Source organism: Pantoea sp. Tr-811 (genome assembly GCF_011752535.1).
Lineage (GTDB): Bacteria > Pseudomonadota > Gammaproteobacteria > Pseudomonadales > Pseudomonadaceae > Aquipseudomonas.
This window is the reverse complement of sequence record NZ_VWXJ01000002.1, coordinates 396,325-413,493: the sequence shown is the minus strand read 5'-3', so window position 1 is coordinate 413,493 and position 17,169 is coordinate 396,325. Positions and strand designations below refer to the sequence as shown.

Below are 17,169 nucleotides of genomic sequence, written 5' to 3'. Positions count from 1 at the left end.
GCTCTTGTTGTTTTCAGATGTTCGGCGGGCCGGGGTAGCCGCAGGCAGCCCAGGCTTGCGGGCATTCGTACCAGGCCATCAACAACAGCTGCAGGAGCGAGGCGTGGCCCATGCGCAGCAGGTTCAGCGAACTGTCCTGCCAGCGCTGGAGAAAAGCCGTGACCTGATCGGCGCTGGCCTGTTCCCAGGCGCCCCAGACGCCCGTCAGCGGGCCGCGGGTGAGCGGCAGGCTCAGCACATCGAACAGTTGCCGGGTGAGCTTGAGCATTTCCGGCGACAGTGCCGCCAGGGTGTGGTCGAGGCTTCGCAGTACCACGGCTGCTGTGGCCGAGGTGCCGGCCAGCACCACCGGGATCAAGGCCTTCAGCACGGGCAGGTCATCATCGCGCAGCACCCGGTAGCCGTCAGCGGGCGATTGCGCCGAGCAGCCTACCAGGCTCACGGAGCCAAGGAACACGCTGGCGCCCAGGCTCAGGCGCAGCAGGTCGCGGCGCTGCATCAGCGGATGAACAACCGGTAGACCAGGCGCTGCAAGGCCTTGCCATAGGGTGGGTAGATCAGCCGGGCGACGTTCAGGCGCTGCTTGGTCAGTACGGCCTTGGCCTTGCTGAACGTCAGGAAGCCCTCGTGGCCATGGTAATGCCCCATGCCGGAGGGGCCGATGCCACCGAACGGCAGGTCGTCCTGGGCCACGTGCAGCAGTGTGTCGTTCAGGCATACCCCGCCGGAGTGGCTGTATTGCAGCACGTGGGCCTGCTCGCCCCGGTCGTAGCCGAAGTAGTAAAGCGCCAGGGGGCGTGGGCGCTGGTTGATGTAGGCCAAGGCCTCATCGAGGCGGTCGTAGGGAACCAGCGGCAGCAACGGGCCGAAGATTTCGTCTTGCATCACCTGCATGCCGTCATTCACCCGGGTCAGCAGGTGCGGTGGCAGGCGCCGGCCCTGACGGTTTTCGTCGGGGTACAGGTCGACGACTTCGGCGCCCTTGGCGCGGGCATCGTCCAGCAGCTGTTGCAGGCGCTGCAACTGCCGGGGGTTGATGATGGCGCTGTAGTCGGGGTTGTTGGCGACCTGCGGGTACAGCTTGTGCACGGCGTTGCGGTAGGCGTCGGCGAAAGCCTGCAGGCGTTCGCGTGGCACCAGCACGTAGTCGGGCGCGACGCAGGTCTGGCCGGCATTGAGGGTTTTGCCGAAGGCGATGCGCTCGGCGGCGGTGTCCAGCGGCACGCTGGCGGAAACGATCGCCGGCGACTTGCCGCCCAGCTCCAGGGTTACCGGGGTCAGGTTGCCGGCGGCAGCCTGCATCACTTGGCGGCCGATGTGGGTGGCACCGGTGAACAGCAGGTGGTCGAAGGGCAGGTGGGCGAATGCCTGGCCCACTTCGACTTCGCCCAGCACCACGCTGACCAAGTCTTCGGGGAACACCCGCTGCAGCAGGGCTTTGAGTGCCAGCGCGCTGGCTGGGGTGGACTCGCTGAGTTTGAGCATCACCCGGTTACCGGCGGCCAGGGCCCCGGTCAGTGGGCCGATGGCGAGAAACAGCGGGTAGTTCCACGGCACGATGATGCCCACCACGCCCAGCGGTTGGTAGATCACCCGCGCGCTGGCCGGCTGGAACGCCAGGCCCACGCGGCGCCTGGATGGGCGCATCCAGCGCTGCAGGTGGCGCTCGGCATGGCGGATGCCCTGTATCGAAGGCAGCAACTCGGCCAGCAGGGTTTCATCGGCGCTGCGGCCACCGAAGTCGGCATCGATCGCCTCGATCAACGCCTGTTGGCCGGCCAACAGTGCCTGGCGCAGGCTTTTCAGCCACTGCAGGCGCTGCGCGGCCGGGGGCATCGGGTGGCTGGAAAAGGCTTGGCGCTGGGCGGCGAAGGTGGCCGCCAGGTCGGTATGGACGTGCACGGTAGGCAAGGCGAGAGGCGAAGTCACGGCGGCGTCCCGGATGGGCTGAGAATTTATAGAGCCTATACTCTAACCGGCACCATCGTGCGACTTTTTTCACCTGGCCAAGCGGTGCATTGCGGGCGGGTTACACCGTAAGATGGCGGTTAACCGAAAGCCTGCAGACTGGGAGCTGAGCATGGCCCCGCGCATGAAAACCCGAGAGCGCATCGTGCAGAGCAGCCTGGAGCTGTTCAACCAGCAGGGCGAACGCAGCGTCAGTACCAACCACATTGCCGCGCACATGGAAATCTCGCCTGGCAACCTGTATTACCACTTCCCCAACAAGCAGGCGATCATCGCCGTGCTGTTCAGCCAGTACGAAGAATTGGTGGACAGCTTCCTGCGCCCGCCACAGGGCCGTGCAGCCACGGTCGAAGACAAGCGCTTCTACCTCAAGGCGCTGCTGGCGGCGATGTGGAACTACCGCTTCTTGCACCGGGACCTTGAGCACCTGCTGGACAGCGATGCCGAACTGGCGGCGCGCTACCGGCGTTTTTCCGAGCGTTGCCTGCGCCAGGGCCAAGCGATTTACCGGGGCTTCGTCGAGGCGGGAATCCTAGCCATGGAAGCGGCGCAGATCGAATCGCTGACCATCAACGCCTGGATTGTGCTGACCTCTTGGGTGCGTTTTCTCAGCACCACGCGCGAGCATTCTGCGCACCTGGGTGAAGAAGCCTTCAAGCGCGGCGTTTATCAGGTGCTGGTGCTGGAGCTTGGCTTCGTCACCGGCCATGCCCGCACGGCTGTGGACACCCTGTGCCAGGAATTCCACGTACCGTTCAATCAGGCCCTGGAACACTAGCCCAGGGCCTTCGTGCCATCGATCAGGAGATTGTCATGCCCCTTGCGCAATTGATCACCCCGCAACAGCTGGCCGAGCGCCTGGACTCGCCGAAGCTGGTGATCCTGGATTGTCGTTTTGCCCTGGAGGATGTGGATTACGGCCAACGCAGCTATGCCGAGGGGCATATCGCCGGCGCGCACTTCGCTGACCTTGAGCGGGACCTGAGCGGGCCGGTGCACAAGGGCCGCACTGGCCGCCACCCATTGCCGGAGCCGGCGCGGCTGGTCGAGCGCCTGCACGAGTGGGGGCTGGACGATGACAGCGAGGTGGTGCTGTACGACGATGGCCCGGGGGCCTTTGCCGCGCGGGCCTGGTGGTTGCTCGTCTGGCTGGGCAAGCGCAGCGGTGTGGCCATTCTCGATGGTGGCCTGAAGGCTTGGCATGCGGCGCACCTGCCGTTGAGCCTCGATGCACCGGCCAGGCGCGAAGGGACGTTCAAGGGCGAGGCGGATGCCAAGCTACTGATTGATGCCGAGCACCTGGCCAAGCGCCTGGGTAGCCCTGACCTGACTTTGATCGACGCCCGCGCACTGCCGCGGTTTCGCGGTGAAGTGGAACCCATCGACCCGGTGGCCGGGCATATTCCAGGCGCCCAGTGCGCGGCGTTCAACGAGAACATCGGTGCCGACGGGCGGTTTCTGCCAGCGCAGCAGCTCAAGCAGCGCTTTGCTGAAAAGCTCGCTGGCCGCTCAGCAGAGCAGTTGGTGGCCTATTGCGGGTCGGGCGTAACGGCCTGCCACAACCTGTTCGCCCTGGCGCTGGCGGGTTATCCGCTGGGCCGGTTGTATGCGGGGTCGTGGAGCGAGTGGATCAATGATCCCAAGCACGGTGTGGCCACTGACGAATAAGCAAAGCAGCCATTTTGCGGGCTGCGCTGTCGCCCTGCGAACACCCCTGTAGGAGCGAGCGCAGCTCGCGATGGGCTGCAAAGCAGCCCTGGCATCATGTGCGGTGAAGCTGAGGGCCTGGGGCCGCTGCGCGCCCCATCGCGAGCTACGCTCGCTCCTACCAGGTCGGCGTACCCCCAGTGTCATCGCGGCGGTGCTGGGCCGCCAGCCACTGGGGAATCCGCCGCTCCAGGTAATAGCCCGGGTTGCGCAAGCTACCCTCGACAAACCCCACATGCCCGCCACGCTCATGCAACTCGAACTGCGTATTGGCCGCCAGTTCATTGGCCAAGGGCAGGCTGTGGCCGAACACGAACGGGTCATCGCTGGCTTGGATGATCAATGTCGGCGTGCGGTTTTCACCCAGGTAGTACCGGCTTGAGGCGCGCCGATAATAATCGTGCGCATCGCTGAAACCGTTGAGTGGCGCGGTGACCCTGCCGTCGAAGTCCCAGAAGGTTTTCATCCGGCCCAGCGGCCCCAGCCGGTCGAGGGCGGCCAGACCCTCGTGGTGCCCGCGGTCGCGAAAGTGCTGTTGCTTGAGCTGCAGGTAGGCCAGCATCTCGCGCATGAAGTGCGCCTGGTACACCTTGGAAAAGCCCTGGCCGATGCGGTCGGCGCACTGGTCCAGGCGAAACGGTACGGAAACCGCCACGGCAGCCTCCAGCTGGCTGGCTGAACCGCTCTCCCCCAGGTACTTGAGCAATACGTTGCCGCCCAGCGAATAGCCAACCGCGTACAGCGGCGCCAGGGGCCGCTGGGCACGCAGGTGGGCGACCACCTCGGCCAGGTCTTCGCTGGCGCCTGAATGGTAGCTGCGCGGCAGCAGGTTCGGTTCCCCCGAGCAACCCCGCCAGTTCACCGCCACACTGGCCCAGCCGCGGGCCTGCAGCGATTGCTGCAAGCCTTTGACATAGGGCGAGTGGGAAGAGCCGGTCAGCCCGTGCAGCACCAGCACCAGTGGTGCATCGGGCTGGTGCGGGCCGTGCCAGTCCAGGTCGAGGAAGTCGCCGTCGGCCAGCCACAGCCGTTCGCGCGTGCGCTCGATGGCAGGCAGCTTGCGCCACAGCGGCCCCCACAAGGTCTGCAGGTGGGGGTTGGACAGGCCAATGGCCGGGCGAAAGCTGGTGGTGGGGTTGGGCATGCTGGGCGGCTCGTGATGTGCCTGCCTAGAGTGCCATGAAACGGCGCCGCTGTACCTGCGCTATTGGTCGGTAGCCGGTGGAACGGGCAGGGGTTGCTGGTCGACGCTTGGGCCGACGCTGACCAGAGCCTGGCGCGACATGTCCAGGCCGCGCTGCATGGCTTCGCGGAGCATGGCTGGGGTCAGTTGGGCAATGCGTGCCATGTAGGTGTTCAGGTGGTCGCCGGGCTGTCGCTGGTAGGTGATTTCGGTAATCAATGCCGCCAACGTGTGGTTGCGGGCGACGCTGCGCAGCAGCGACCCGGCCAGCTGTTGCCGAGCCAAACGCAACTCGGCATCGGTGGGTCCTTGGTCGATGAAGTGCTGCAGCGTTGCCAGCACCACCGCGTGGGAGGCCGCCACATGCTCCGGGGCGATGTCCCAGGCGATGCTGAACAGCCCGCCAGCCTGCAGGGGCGAGAGGCGGGTACGGATGTCATAGGTCAGCCCACGGCGCTGGCGCAGTTCGCGCATCAGGCGCGAATCGATGCCTGCCCCGAGTACCTCACTGGCCAATGCCAGGGCCAGGTAGTCCGGGTGGTTGGCTGGCACGCTCATCGGCAGTGCCAGGGTCACGCTGGTACTGACGCCTGGGTGTTCGACATGCAGGGTCGCCGCGTTGCCTTGCGGTACCGTGGGCAGTTCTGCGGCGGCCCAGCCTTGCGGGAGTGCCTGGCTGATTTGTTGGGTGATTGCCTGGGCCTGCTCGCGTGTCAGGTCGCCCACCAGGGTGATCTCCAGGTTGCTGGCGCAGTAGGCACGGCGGTGAAACTGCTGCAGGTCGGCCGCGGTGGTGGCCTCGATGCCCGCTGCGGAGCTGCCCAAGGGCGTGCCGTAGGGGTGCCCGCCGAACAGCTGCCGAAATACCTCCAGGCGAACCCGCGATGCAGGCCGCCGTTCGCGTGAAGCGGCTTGCTGGCGCAGTTGACCCTTTACCTTCTCCAGGGCTTCGGGCAGGAAAGCCGGCCGAGCGACCAGGTCGGTGAACAACGCAACTGCCGGCTCCAGCAGCGCCTGGCTGCTGACGCTGCGCAGGCTCAGGGTTGCATGCTCAAGGCGTATTTCCTTGCTCACCACCACGCCCAGGCGTTCGATGTGGGCTGCTTGTTGCGCGGCGTCGTGCTGTTGGCTGCCTTCATCCAGCATGTACAGCGTCAACGCTGCCAGGCCTGGCAGTGCGGTGTCCTGGCAGGTTCCCGCCCTGAAGCGCAGCACCAGGTCGACGATGGGCAGCCCGTGCGCCTCGACGAAGTTGACTCCGGCCCCTGCGGGTGTGGTCCAGGTTTGCACGTGGGTGTTGAGGGTTTCGAAGCGCTCAAGGTCGACGCCTTGGGCGCTCACCAGGCCAGTGGGCAGCGTGTCGGCGGTGTGAGGGCTGAATTGGCGCAGTGGCGACTCATTCATGGCTGCTCTCCGGGTTGTGCATGAGGGTGAGGGTGGCGCGCGATGCACTGAGGTAGGCCTGCGCGACTTCGCCAATGTGTTCGGCGGTGACCGCTTCGATGGCTTGCCGTTCGTCATCCAGGGTTAGCGGGTCCAGGCCGCAGGCTGCCTGCAGGCCGATGACCCGGGCTTGTTCGGCAATGTCATCCCGGGCGAACAGTTGCCGGGTGAGGAGCCGCGCCTTGGCGCGTTGAAGGTCCTCTTCGCCGGTGGGTTGCTGGCGGAACGTTTCGATTGCGGCCATGACCTGCTCGGCGGTGTGCTGGGGCGTGACCTGGGGGTTGCAGAAGGCAAACAGGGTCAACAGGCTGTCGCCGCGTCGGTAGGGTTCATAGCGTGCATTCAGGCTTTGCAGCACCGGGTTGGCGATCACCAACTGGCGCTGCAGGGTCGAGGCATGCCCCAACCCCAGCAGGTCGGGTAGCAGGCGCATGGCATAGGCGTGCTGGCGGGAGGGGGCGGTAGGTTGGCTGGGCAGGTTGAAACTGATGATTGCCCCGGTGTGCAGGCCTTTGATGCCGACGGTGTGCGAGCGACGGGCAAGCTCATGGGGTTGCTGGGGCGCAGGAGCGTCCGGCAGGCGCCGGGAGGGAATGGCCGCGAAATGGCGCGCCACCCGTTCCTGCAGTGGCCGCAGGCCGATGTCACCGGCCACGCAGAGCGTGGCATTGTTCGGGTGATACCAGGTTTGGTACCAGGTTCGCGCTGCAGCCGGCGTTATCTGGGCGAGGTCGGCCTGGTGGCCGATCACGGGCGTGGCGTAGCGGCTGCTTCCATGGGCCAGCGCCTGGTGCTGTTCCAAGGCCAGGGCCAAGGGGTTGCTGTCTACGTTATTCCGGCGTTCGGCCATGACCACCGCCAGTTCGCGGGTGAAGGGCGCATCGCCGAGGGTCGCGGTCGCCATGCTATCGGCCATGGCCTCAAGGGCAATTTCCACGTGCCTTGAAGGCAAGGTCAACGGGAAGACCGTGGCGTCCTCCTGGGTGAAGGCATTCGGGTCGCCGCCCAGGCGGGCCATCAGCGCCGCGTATTCGCCGCTGGGCAGTTTGCTGCTGCCTTCGAACAACAGGTGTTCCAGGGCGTGTGACAGGCCGGTGTGGCCATCGGGCTCATGGCTGGAACCCACGTGGTACCACAGCTGTACGCTGACCAGTGGCGCGCGATGGTCTTCGCGCAGGTAGACGCGCAGGCCATTGGCAAGGCTGAACGCCTGTATTGGGGCTTCTGCCCCGGACGGGGCGGGGTGGTCGGTCATGATTGAAGTGCTCCTGTAAGAACCAAGGAGCAGCTTCAAGCATGGGGCATTTCACGGGCGGTAATTAAGTAACTTGAGTAACTTGATTGCCTGGGCCCAGGGCATCAGCCGCGCTGCCAGAGCGCATAGTGCACCTGGCCCGTCTTTTTCTCCCGGTGCAGGCGCCAGTTGCCAGGCATTGCCAGGGTCGAAGGGGCCGCCTCGCTTTCGGTGTAGACCCAGGCCTGCTCACCCAGCCACTGGTTCTGTTCCAGCAGGTTGCAGGTTTCGCCCAGCAGGTTCTGGTGAAACGGCGGGTCGAGGAACACCACGTCGAACTGCTGCTTGGCCGGGTTCTGCAGGTAGCGCAGGGCGTCGGTCTGCAGGATCTGCCCGCGCGGGCAGCGCAGGATTTCGAGGTTGTTCTTCAGGTTGGCGATGGCGGCCGGGTTGCTGTCCAGCGCCACGGCATCCTCGGCGCCGCGGGACAGCGCTTCGAGCACCAGGGCGCCGCTGCCGGTGAAGGCGTCCAGCACCCGGGCGCCTTCGATGTAGGGCGCCAGCCAGTTGAACACGGTTTCGCGCACGCGGTCAGGCGTTGGCCGCAGGCCATCGCCTTCGGGCACCGCCAGGCGGCGGCTGCGCCACTCGCCGGCGATGATGCGCAGGTGACCCTGGCCCTTGCTTTGGCCCTGTTGCGGGCGGGCGGGAGGGGTGGATCTAGGCATTAGTGCTCCGGTACGCCGAGCGGTTGCTCGGCGGGTTTGTCAGTGGGGGCCGGCAGCGGCTTTTGCGCAACCTTGGGGCCGACGGTGACGATCACCAGTTTGTCGGCGGACAGGTGCTTGTTCATCGCTGCCTTGACCTGCTCGACGGTCAGCGCCTGGGACTGCTGCATGAAGTCCTCAAGCCAGGTCAGCGGCAGATTATAGAAGCCAATGGCGCCCAGTTGTCCGACGATGCTGCTGTTACTGGCATTGGACAGCGGGAAGCTGCCCGCCAGTTCGCGCTTGGCGTCGTCCAGCTCTTGCTGGGTTGGGCCGTTCTTGAGGTAGTCGGCGAGGATGTCCTGCACCAGCTTGAGCGTGCCTTCGCTGAGCTCGGCGCGGGTCTGCAGGTTGATCATGAACGGGCCGCGCACCTGCATCGGGCTGAACACCGAGTACACGCCGTAGGTCAGGCCGCGTTTTTCACGGACTTCGCTCATCAGCCGGGTGCCAAAGGCGCCGCCGCCGAGAATCTGGTTGCCCAGCGACAGGGCCGGCCAGTCCGGGTCCTGGCGGTCGATGCCAAGCTCGGCGAGCATCAGGTGGGTTTGCTTGCTCGGGAAGTCGATGTGGGTGGCGCCTGCCTTGGGTTCGGCTGGCTCGGCCGGTTTGGCCAGCGCCGGGCCCTTGGGCAGGGCGGCGGAAACCTGGCTGGCCACCGCTTCGGCTTCTTCGCGGCTGAGGTCACCGACCAGCGCGATTACCGCGTTGCCCGCGGCGTAGGCCTTGGCGTGGAAGGCGCGCAACTGCTCCAGGGTGATGCCCGGGATGCTCTGGGCGCTGCCGTCGGCAGGGTGGGCATAGGGGTGGTCGCCATACAGCTTGCCGAACAGGGCCTTGCCGGCGATTTTACCCGGGTTCTGCTTCTCGTATTCGAAACCGGCCAACAGCTGGTTCTTGATGCGCTTGAGGGCGTCTTCCGGGAACGTTGGCTTGCCGGCCACCTCGGCGAACAGCTTGAGCGCTGGCTCGCGCTTGTCCTGGGTGCTGAGGCTGCGCAGCGAGGCGACGGCCATGTCGCGGTAGGAGCCGTTGCCGAAGTCGGCGCCCAGGCCTTCGAAGCCTTGGGCGATGGCAGTCACGTCCTTGCCGGCCACGCCCTCGTTGAGCATGGCGTTGGTCAGCGCGGCCAGGCCAGGGGTATTGCCGTCCTGGCTGCTGCCGGCAGCGAAGGTGACGCGCAGGTCGAACATCGGCAGTTCGCGGGCTTCGACGAACAGTACCCGGGCGCCTTCGGCGGTGGTCCAGTGCTGGATGTTCAGCTGGCGCCGGCTCGGTGCCTTGCTGTCCAGTTCGGCCAGCGACTGCAGGGTGTTGGCCGGGCGTGCGGCGCTGGCCTGGGCCTCGGAGTGGGCCGGGCGCGCCAGCACGGCGGCCACGGCCACCACCAGGGCGATGATACCGGTGCCGATCAGGGTGTAGCGGGGGGCGCGATCACTCATGAGCAGACTCCTCGGGCAGTACGTGGGCAACGCTCAGGCGTTCGCGGGTGAAATAGGTGCGCGCGGCGTTCTGGATGTCCTCGGGGGTGACTTGCTTGAGTTCGTCCAGCTCGCTGTCGATCAGCTTCCACGACAGCCCAACGGTTTCCAGCTGGCCAATGGTGGTGGCCTGGCTGCTGATGGAGTCGCGGTCATAGACCAGCCCGGCGATGACCTGGGCGCGCACGCGCTCCAGCTCTTCGGCGCTGGGCGGGGTGGTCTTGAGTTCATCGAGCAGCTGCCACACGCCTTTCTCGACATCGGCCAGGGTTTTCTGCTTCTGCACGTTCGGCGTGGCCGAAACCAGGAACAGGCTGTCGCCGCGGGTGAAGGCGTTGTAGCTGGACGAAGCGCCGGCCACCAGCTCCTGGCCGCGCTCCAGGCGGGCCGGCATGCGCGCGCTGTAGCCACCGTCGAGCAGGGCCGAGATCAGGCGCAGGGCGTGCACGGTGCGGGGGGACTTGGCGGTGGCCAGGCTCGGCACGTTGAAGCCGTAGATCAGGCTGGGCAGCTGGGTGCGCACATGCACGGTCAGCAGGCGCTCGCCGGGCTCGGCCAGTTCCAGCGGCAGCTTGGCCGGTGGCACGGCGCGCTTGGGAATGCTGGCGAAATACTTCTGTGCCAGGCCCTTCACCTCGTCGACGGTGACATCGCCGACCACCACCAGGGTGGCGTTGTTCGGCGCATACCAGGACTCGTACCAGTGGCGCAGTTCCTCGACCTTCATGCGTTCGAGGTCGGCCATCCAGCCGATGGTCGGGGTGTGGTAGCCGCTGGCCGGGTAGGCCATGGCACGGAACAGCTCGAAGGCCTTGGCGCTGGGTTGGTCGTCGGTGCGCAGGCGGCGCTCTTCCTTGATGACTTCGATTTCGCGGGTGAACTCGTCGGCCGGCAGGCGCAGGCTGGCCAGGCGGTCGGCTTCGAGCTCCAGGGCCACCGGCAGGCGGTCGCGGGCCAGCACCTGGTAATAGGCGGTGTAGTCGTCACTGGTAAAGGCGTTTTCCTCGGCGCCGAGGTCGCGCAGGATGCGCGAGGCCTCGCCGGGGCCGACCTTGGCACTGCCCTTGAACATCATGTGTTCCAGGGCGTGGGACAGGCCGGTCTGGCCCGGGGTCTCGTAGCTGGAGCCGACCTTGTACCAGATCTGCGACACCACCACCGGCGCGCGGTGGTCCTCGCGCACGACGACCTTCAGGCCGTTGTCGAGGATGAATTCGTGGGTAGGTTGCACATCGGCGGCCTGGGCTGCCAGCGGCAGGCAGAGCGTGCTGAGCAACAGGCCAGCGGCGCGGCGGGCTAGAGCATTCATACAGTGGTTAACCTGTTTGGCGGCCTGCTCGGTTTAGCGTCGGCGGGCCAGGAGGTGCTAGGATACTGATCCGGTTGCCTGGCGACCATGCCTGTCGCCGTTCTGGCCTGCAGGCCAATAAGTCAAAACATTGCGCATGAACCAGCCGGATTCAAAATAGTCTGTTCTGCGTTTAGAGAATTTCCGATGGGCCAGTGCTGGCCCGTCGCTACCCTGAGATAGCCGTCTTCCATGTTTGGTTCCAACGACGACAAGAAAGCGCCGGCCGAGGCTGGTGAGAAAAAAGGCCTGTTCAGCTGGTTTCGCAAGAAGCCGCAGCAACCTGTGGGAGCGGACTCGCCCGCGCCGGAAACCCACGCCGTCGAGCAACCTGCAGCCGCTGCGGTCGAGGATTCTCCCGCCCAGGTGACCCCGGCTGGCGAACCTGTACCGGTACAGGCGCCCGTGGCCCCCGCGCAGGTTGAGCCGCCGCAGGCCGCCGAACCCACCCAGGCTCCGGTCGCCGAGGTGCCTGCCCCCGTACCGGTCGCGCCGCAACCGCCGCAGGCCCCTGCGCCTGAACCGGTAGCGCCACGGCCGGTAGCCCCGCAACCCGTGGTTTCGCAGGCTTCGGCGCCTGTCGTTGCCGCGCCGTTGCCGGCCGCGCCTGTGCAGGCTGCCCCGGTCGTCGAGCACGCAGCGCCGGTCAGCAACCTGGTGTTGCCGGTCGCCGAAGAGCCCGTGGCCCTGGTGCCTGACCTGGAACCCAAGGCACCGCCGGCCATCCCTGAACGCCCGGCCCCAGAGACTGTGGCCGTAGCCCCGGCCGTGGTTGCAGCACCTGCCGAGCCAGTGCCAGAAGCCGCCCCTGAAGCAGCCCCTGTGGTAGCTGCCGCCGTGGCCGCCGAGCCGTCCAAGCCCGGCTTCTTCGCCCGCCTCAAGCAAGGCTTGTCGAAGACCAGCGCCAGCATCGGCGAAGGCATGGCCAGCCTGTTCCTGGGCAAGAAGGTCATCGACGACGACCTGCTCGATGAAATCGAAACCCGCCTGCTGACCGCCGACGTCGGCGTCGAGGCCACCTCGGCCATCGTTCAGAACCTCACCCAGAAGGTCGCCCGCAAGCAACTGGCCGATGCCGACGCACTCTACAAGTCGCTGCAGGAAGAACTGGCCGCGTTGCTGCGCCCGGTCGAGCAGCCGCTGAAGGTCGAGGCACAGAACAAGCCTTACGTCATTCTCGTGGTCGGCGTTAACGGCGCAGGCAAGACCACCACCATCGGCAAGTTGGCCAAGAAGCTGCAGCTCGAAGGCAAGAAAGTCATGCTGGCTGCCGGCGACACCTTCCGTGCCGCCGCCGTCGAGCAGTTGCAGGTGTGGGGCGAGCGTAACCAGATTCCGGTGATCGCCCAGCACACCGGCGCCGACTCCGCATCGGTCATCTTCGACGCCGTGCAGGCCGCCAAGGCCCGTGGCGTGGATGTGCTGATCGCCGACACCGCCGGCCGCCTGCACACCAAGGACAACCTGATGGAGGAGCTGAAGAAGGTTCGCCGGGTCATCGGCAAGCTCGACGCCGAAGCGCCGCACGAGGTGCTGTTGGTGCTCGACGCCGGTACTGGGCAGAACGCCATCAGCCAGGCCAAGTACTTCAACCAGAGCGTCGAACTGACCGGCCTGGCCCTGACCAAGCTCGACGGCACTGCCAAGGGCGGGGTGATCTTCGCCCTGGCCAAGCAATTCAAGCTGCCGATCCGCTTCATCGGGGTGGGTGAGGGCATCGACGACCTGCGTACCTTCGAAGCCGAGCCGTTCGTCAAGGCTCTGTTCGCCGAGCGAGACTGACCATGATCCGATTCGAACAGGTTGCCAAGCGCTACCCCAATGGCCATGTCGGCTTGCATGAGCTGAGTTTCCGGGCGCGCCGGGGCGAATTCCTGTTCGTCACCGGGCACTCGGGCGCTGGCAAGAGCACCTTGCTGCGCCTGCTGCTGGCCATGGAACGCCCGACCAGCGGCAAGCTGATGCTGGCCGGGCAAGACCTGGGCCAGATCAGCAATGCACAAATTCCGTTCCTGCGCCGGCAGATCGGCGTGGTGTTCCAGAACCACCAGTTGCTGTTCGACCGCACCGTGTTCAACAACATCGCCTTGCCGTTGCAGATTCTCGGGTTGTCCAAGGCCGAGATCGCCAAGCGTGTGGATTCGGCGCTGGAGCGGGTGTCGCTGGTCGACAAGGGCGACTTGTTCCCCGCCGACCTGTCCACCGGCCAGCAGCAGCGGGTGGGCATTGCCCGCGCCATCGTCCACAAGCCAGCCCTGCTGCTGGCCGACGAGCCCACCGGTAACCTCGACCCGCGCCTGGCCGCGGAGATCATGGGCGTGTTCGAAGACATCAACCGCCTGGGCACCACGGTTCTGATCGCCAGCCACGACCTGGCACTGATTGCGCGCATGCGCCACCGCATGCTGACCTTGCAGCGCGGCCGTCTGATCGGCGATGGGGAGGCCGGGCAATGAGCACCACACGTACACCAAAGGTTTCCGAGCGCGTGGCGCCGAAGGCTGCCGAGCCAAAGCCGGAGAAACGCAAGCGGGGCGATCACGACGATGATGGCCCGGATTTCCGTACCCTGTTCAATGCCTGGCTGGAAAGCCACCGCGCAAGCCTGGCCGACAGCCTGCGGCGCCTGGGTAAGCAGCCGATTGGCAGCTTCTTCACCTGCCTGGTGATGGCGGTGGCCCTGAGCATGCCCATGGGCCTGTCGCTGCTGCTGAAGAACGTTGAGAAGCTGGGCGGTTCGTGGCAGCGCGCAGCGCAGATTTCGCTGTACCTCAAGCTCGATGCCGGTAGCCGCCAGGGCGAAGCGCTGCGCGACGATATCCGGCATATGCCGGGTGTGGCCGATGCCCAGTACGTAAGCTCGGCGCAGGCCCTGGAAGAGTTCCAGCAGCAATCCGGGCTGGGCGAGGCCTTGCGCGAACTGCCCGACAACCCGCTGCCGGGTGTGGTGGTGGTGACGCCGACCGAAGTGGATAAACCGGCCCTGGAGGCCTTGCGCCAGCGCCTGGCAGAACTGCCACAGGTGGAAAACGCACAACTGGACCTGGTGTGGGTCGAGCGCCTGGCGGCGATCCTCAAGCTGGGTGACCGATTCGTCTTCGGCCTGGCCGTGATGCTTATTTCTGCATTGCTGTTAGTAATTGGTAACACAATTCGTCTACATATCGAGAACCGCCGCATCGAGATCGAAGTGATCAAGCTGGTGGGCGGTACCGACAGCTACGTGCGCCGGCCTTTCCTGTACATGGGGGCCTTGTATGGCCTGGGTGCGGGCGTACTGGCCTGGGCCATCCTGGCATTTGGCCTGAGTTGGCTGAACGAGGCCGTGGTAGGGCTCTCGGGGCTGTATGGCAGTGACTTCGCCTTGGGTGGGGTGCCGGGCTCCGATGGTCTGTCGCTCTTGATCGGAGCGGTGTTGTTGGGGTATATCGGTGCATGGATCGCCGTCGCCCGCCACCTCAACGAGCTGGCGCCGCGATAGTTTTTTCGTGCCAGCATTGACATCTTCTTCACTTTGGAACTTGTACCGTCGTTCCGGGTCAATGTTGGCAGCGCCCACAAGGCGCGAGTTTAGTAAGTCGGAGGTTCTTGAATGACCACATCGTTGCAACCTGCCTATGCCCTGGTACCCGGTGCGAACCTGGAAGCCTACGTGCACACGGTCAACAGCATCCCGCTGTTGTCTGTCGAGCAGGAGCGTGATCTGGCCGAGCGTCTCTACTACGAGCAGGATCTCGAGGCCGCTCGGCAAATGGTGATGGCCCACCTGCGTTTCGTCGTACACATCGCCCGTAGCTATGCAGGCTATGGGTTGGCCCAGGCCGACCTGATCCAGGAAGGCAACGTCGGCCTGATGAAGGCCGTGAAGCGCTTCAACCCGGAAATGGGCGTGCGCCTGGTGTCCTTCGCCGTGCACTGGATCAAGGCTGAAATCCACGAATTCATCCTGCGCAACTGGCGTATCGTCAAGGTCGCGACCACCAAGGCCCAGCGCAAGCTGTTCTTCAACCTGCGCAGCCAGAAGAAGCGCCTGGCCTGGTTGAACAACGACGAAGTGCACCGCGTGGCGGAAAGCCTTGGCGTGGAGCCGCGTGAAGTACGCGAGATGGAAAGCCGCCTCAGCGGCCAGGACATGGCCTTCGACCCGGCCGCCGAGGCCGATGACGACAGCGCCTTCCAGTCGCCAGCGCATTACCTGGAAGACCACCGCTATGACCCTGCGGTGCAGCTGGAAGATGCCGATTGGAGCGACAACTCCACCAACAACCTGCACGTGGCCTTGCAGGGGTTGGACGAGCGTAGCCGTGACATTCTCTACCAGCGCTGGTTGGCTGAAGAGAAGGCCACGCTGCATGAGTTGGCGGACAAGTACAGCGTTTCGGCTGAGCGGATTCGCCAGCTGGAGAAAAATGCGATGAACAAGGTCAAGGCGCTGATCACGGTGTGATCAAGCCTGGCTGCAATGAAAAGCCGCAGGTCCGATGAGGGCCTGCGGCTTTTTTATGCCATTTCATTAGAGGGGGGCGTACGCTGAACTGGTAGGAGCGAGCAACGCTCGCGATGGGCTGCACAGCAGCCCCAACACCTCACAGCCTGCGCGAACTGTCCAGCTGCATCAGGTAGCTCGGCCCGCCCAGCTGGCTCATCTGCCGGCGAATCCACCCGGCCCGGCTTGCCACGTAGGCACTTGGCCGGCTCGCGCTCCACTTGATCGGGCTAGGCAGTACCGCAGCCAGTTGCGCAGCCTGCTGGCGGCTCAGTTTGCTGGCGTCGATGCCGAAGTGATAACGCGCCGCTGCCTGGGCGCCGAACACGCCCTTGCCCCATTCCGCACTGTTCAGGTAGACCTCGAGAATACGCTCCTTCGGCCACAGCAGCTCCATCAGCGCCGTGAACCAGGCCTCCAGCCCCTTGCGCAACCAACTGCGGCCCGACCACAGGAACAGGTTCTTGGCCACTTGCTGGGTCAGGGTGCTGGCGCCGCGAATGCTGCCGCCACGCTCGTTGTAGGCCAGCGCCGCCTGAATCGCGGGGATGTCGAAGCCCCAGTGGCTGGCGAACTTCTGGTCCTCGCCGGCGATCACCGCCACCTTGAGCTCATCGGAAATGTTGTCCCAGGGCTCCCAGTCGCGCTGCAGGTCGATCGGCTCGCCGCTGAGCCACGACTGCACCTTGCGCTCGGCCATCAGGGCGGTGCCGGGCGGCGGCACCCAGCGCAGCACCAGCACCAGCACGAAGCTGCCGGCAGCGAACCAGAACAGGGCGCGGGCAAGGCGGCGGATAAGGGATGACAGCATGGCGATGGCTTGGCCGGACCGTTGGAACGGGCCATTATACAGACCCGATACGAGGAGTCGTCCCATGCTTCGCAGCTTCCTGATGCTCGCCGCCTTTTTCGGCTTTACCGGTGTCGCCCTGGGTGCCTTCGCCGCACACGGGCTGAAAAACCGCCTCACCGCCGACTACCTGGCCATCTTCCACACCGGCGTCACCTACCAGCTGGTGCATGCCCTGGCGATCTTCGGCGTGGCCCTGCTTTCGGCGCATCTGCCGGGCCGGCTGGTCGGCTGGGCCGGTGGTCTGTTCGCCCTGGGCATCGTGCTGTTCTCCGGTAGCCTGTACCTGCTGACCCTCAGCGGCCTGGGGAAATTGGGCATCATCACCCCGATTGGCGGCCTGTGTTTCCTCGCCGGATGGCTGTGCCTGGGCCTGGCAGCCTGGCGCCTGGGCTGACCAAGCGGTCCACAATCGCGACTAATGGTGCGCGCCGCCCTTGGGTTAAGCCGTTGATCGGCGCTAGAATGCGGGCCCCCAAAGCACAACGGTGGCCGTGCGCATGCGCATTCAACTGAACGGTGAACCTTACGAATTGCCCGCCGGCGAGAGCGTCGCGGCGCTGCTGGCCCGCCTGGAACTGACCGGGCGCCGGGTGGCGGTGGAACTCAACCTGGATATCGTGCCGCGTAGCCAGCACGCCAGCACGCTGCTGAACGACGGCGACCAGGTCGAGGTGGTCCACGCCATCGGCGGTGGTTGAG

The 17,169-nt window shown here is 65.5% G+C and carries 17 protein-coding genes; 8 read left to right on the top strand and 9 right to left on the bottom strand.

Annotation, left to right across the window (positions count from 1 at the left end):
- Positions 1-13: 13 nt before the first annotated feature.
- Positions 14-499 (bottom strand): twin-arginine translocation pathway signal protein, encoded by a 486-nt coding sequence (locus F3J44_RS04375; RefSeq protein ID WP_167270804.1) that lies wholly within the window; start codon positions 497-499, stop codon positions 14-16.
- Positions 499-1,929, bottom strand: coding sequence for a coniferyl aldehyde dehydrogenase (locus F3J44_RS04370; RefSeq protein ID WP_167270803.1), 1,431 nt, complete (start codon positions 1,927-1,929; stop codon positions 499-501). Before F3J44_RS04370 ends, F3J44_RS04375 begins: the two co-directional genes overlap by 1 nt.
- 163 nt (positions 1,930-2,092) lie before the next feature.
- Between F3J44_RS04370 and F3J44_RS04365 the strand changes: the two genes are divergently transcribed.
- Together F3J44_RS04365 and F3J44_RS04360 are read left to right on the top strand one after the other, a co-directional pair.
- Positions 2,093-2,746 carry a TetR/AcrR family transcriptional regulator gene (locus F3J44_RS04365; RefSeq protein WP_205299669.1) on the top strand — a complete coding sequence of 218 codons (654 nt, stop codon included), beginning with the start codon at positions 2,093-2,095 and terminating at the stop codon, positions 2,744-2,746.
- Positions 2,747-2,781: 35 nt separating this feature from the next.
- Positions 2,782-3,636, top strand: a complete 855-nt coding sequence (locus tag F3J44_RS04360) for a sulfurtransferase (protein ID WP_167270799.1) — start codon at positions 2,782-2,784, stop codon at positions 3,634-3,636.
- 157 nt (positions 3,637-3,793) lie between these two features.
- Here F3J44_RS04360 and F3J44_RS04355 read toward each other — a convergent pair whose 3' ends face one another.
- The 6 genes from F3J44_RS04355 to F3J44_RS04330 form a co-directional block, all read right to left on the bottom strand.
- On the bottom strand, positions 3,794-4,819 hold the full coding sequence (locus F3J44_RS04355) for a hydrolase (protein WP_167270797.1): 1,026 nt from the start codon (positions 4,817-4,819) through the stop codon (positions 3,794-3,796).
- Between the two features lie 60 nt (positions 4,820-4,879).
- Positions 4,880-6,262, bottom strand: a complete 1,383-nt coding sequence (locus F3J44_RS04350) for a pitrilysin family protein (protein ID WP_167270795.1) — start codon at positions 6,260-6,262, stop codon at positions 4,880-4,882.
- Entirely contained in the window at positions 6,255-7,556 is a 1,302-nt protein-coding gene (locus tag F3J44_RS04345) for a pitrilysin family protein (RefSeq protein ID WP_167270793.1), read from the bottom strand. Before F3J44_RS04345 ends, F3J44_RS04350 begins: the two co-directional genes overlap by 8 nt.
- A 104-nt stretch (positions 7,557-7,660) precedes the next feature.
- Positions 7,661-8,263 carry a 16S rRNA (guanine(966)-N(2))-methyltransferase RsmD gene (rsmD, locus tag F3J44_RS04340; RefSeq protein WP_167064767.1) on the bottom strand — a complete coding sequence of 201 codons (603 nt, stop codon included), beginning with the start codon at positions 8,261-8,263 and terminating at the stop codon, positions 7,661-7,663.
- Positions 8,263-9,744, bottom strand: a complete 1,482-nt coding sequence (locus F3J44_RS04335; protein ID WP_167270790.1) for a pitrilysin family protein — start codon at positions 9,742-9,744, stop codon at positions 8,263-8,265. The genes rsmD and F3J44_RS04335 overlap by 1 nt, the downstream gene beginning before the upstream one ends.
- Entirely contained in the window at positions 9,737-11,092 is a 1,356-nt protein-coding gene (locus F3J44_RS04330; protein ID WP_167064761.1) for a pitrilysin family protein, read from the bottom strand. Before F3J44_RS04330 ends, F3J44_RS04335 begins: the two co-directional genes overlap by 8 nt.
- A 231-nt stretch (positions 11,093-11,323) precedes the next feature.
- On the opposite strand from F3J44_RS04330, the gene ftsY reads away from it, so the two are divergent.
- From ftsY to rpoH, 4 genes are all read left to right on the top strand, one after another.
- Complete coding sequence (gene ftsY / locus F3J44_RS04325; protein ID WP_167270788.1) at positions 11,324-12,913, top strand: signal recognition particle-docking protein FtsY; 1,590 nt, start codon at positions 11,324-11,326, stop codon at positions 12,911-12,913.
- A gap of 2 nt (positions 12,914-12,915) precedes the next feature.
- Positions 12,916-13,587: a cell division ATP-binding protein FtsE gene (ftsE, locus tag F3J44_RS04320; protein WP_167270786.1), complete on the top strand. Its 672-nt coding sequence runs from the start codon at positions 12,916-12,918 to the stop codon at positions 13,585-13,587.
- Positions 13,584-14,612, top strand: a complete 1,029-nt coding sequence (gene ftsX / locus F3J44_RS04315; RefSeq protein WP_167064751.1) for a permease-like cell division protein FtsX — start codon at positions 13,584-13,586, stop codon at positions 14,610-14,612. The genes ftsE and ftsX overlap by 4 nt, the downstream gene beginning before the upstream one ends.
- A 111-nt stretch (positions 14,613-14,723) precedes the next feature.
- Positions 14,724-15,578 carry an RNA polymerase sigma factor RpoH gene (rpoH, locus tag F3J44_RS04310; RefSeq protein ID WP_167064748.1) on the top strand — a complete coding sequence of 285 codons (855 nt, stop codon included), beginning with the start codon at positions 14,724-14,726 and terminating at the stop codon, positions 15,576-15,578.
- A gap of 139 nt (positions 15,579-15,717) precedes the next feature.
- Here the strand turns inward: rpoH and mtgA are convergent, their stop codons facing one another.
- Complete coding sequence (gene mtgA, locus F3J44_RS04305) at positions 15,718-16,428, bottom strand: monofunctional biosynthetic peptidoglycan transglycosylase (RefSeq protein WP_167064746.1); 711 nt, start codon at positions 16,426-16,428, stop codon at positions 15,718-15,720.
- 64 nt (positions 16,429-16,492) lie between these two features.
- Here mtgA and F3J44_RS04300 point away from each other — a divergent pair, with 64 nt between their 5' ends.
- Together F3J44_RS04300 and thiS are read left to right on the top strand one after the other, a co-directional pair.
- Positions 16,493-16,864 carry a DUF423 domain-containing protein gene (locus tag F3J44_RS04300; protein ID WP_167270784.1) on the top strand — a complete coding sequence of 124 codons (372 nt, stop codon included), beginning with the start codon at positions 16,493-16,495 and terminating at the stop codon, positions 16,862-16,864.
- A gap of 103 nt (positions 16,865-16,967) precedes the next feature.
- A complete protein-coding gene (gene thiS / locus F3J44_RS04295; RefSeq protein WP_167064739.1) occupies positions 16,968-17,168 on the top strand; it encodes a sulfur carrier protein ThiS in 201 nt (66 codons plus the stop codon).
- Position 17,169 lies beyond the last annotated feature (1 nt).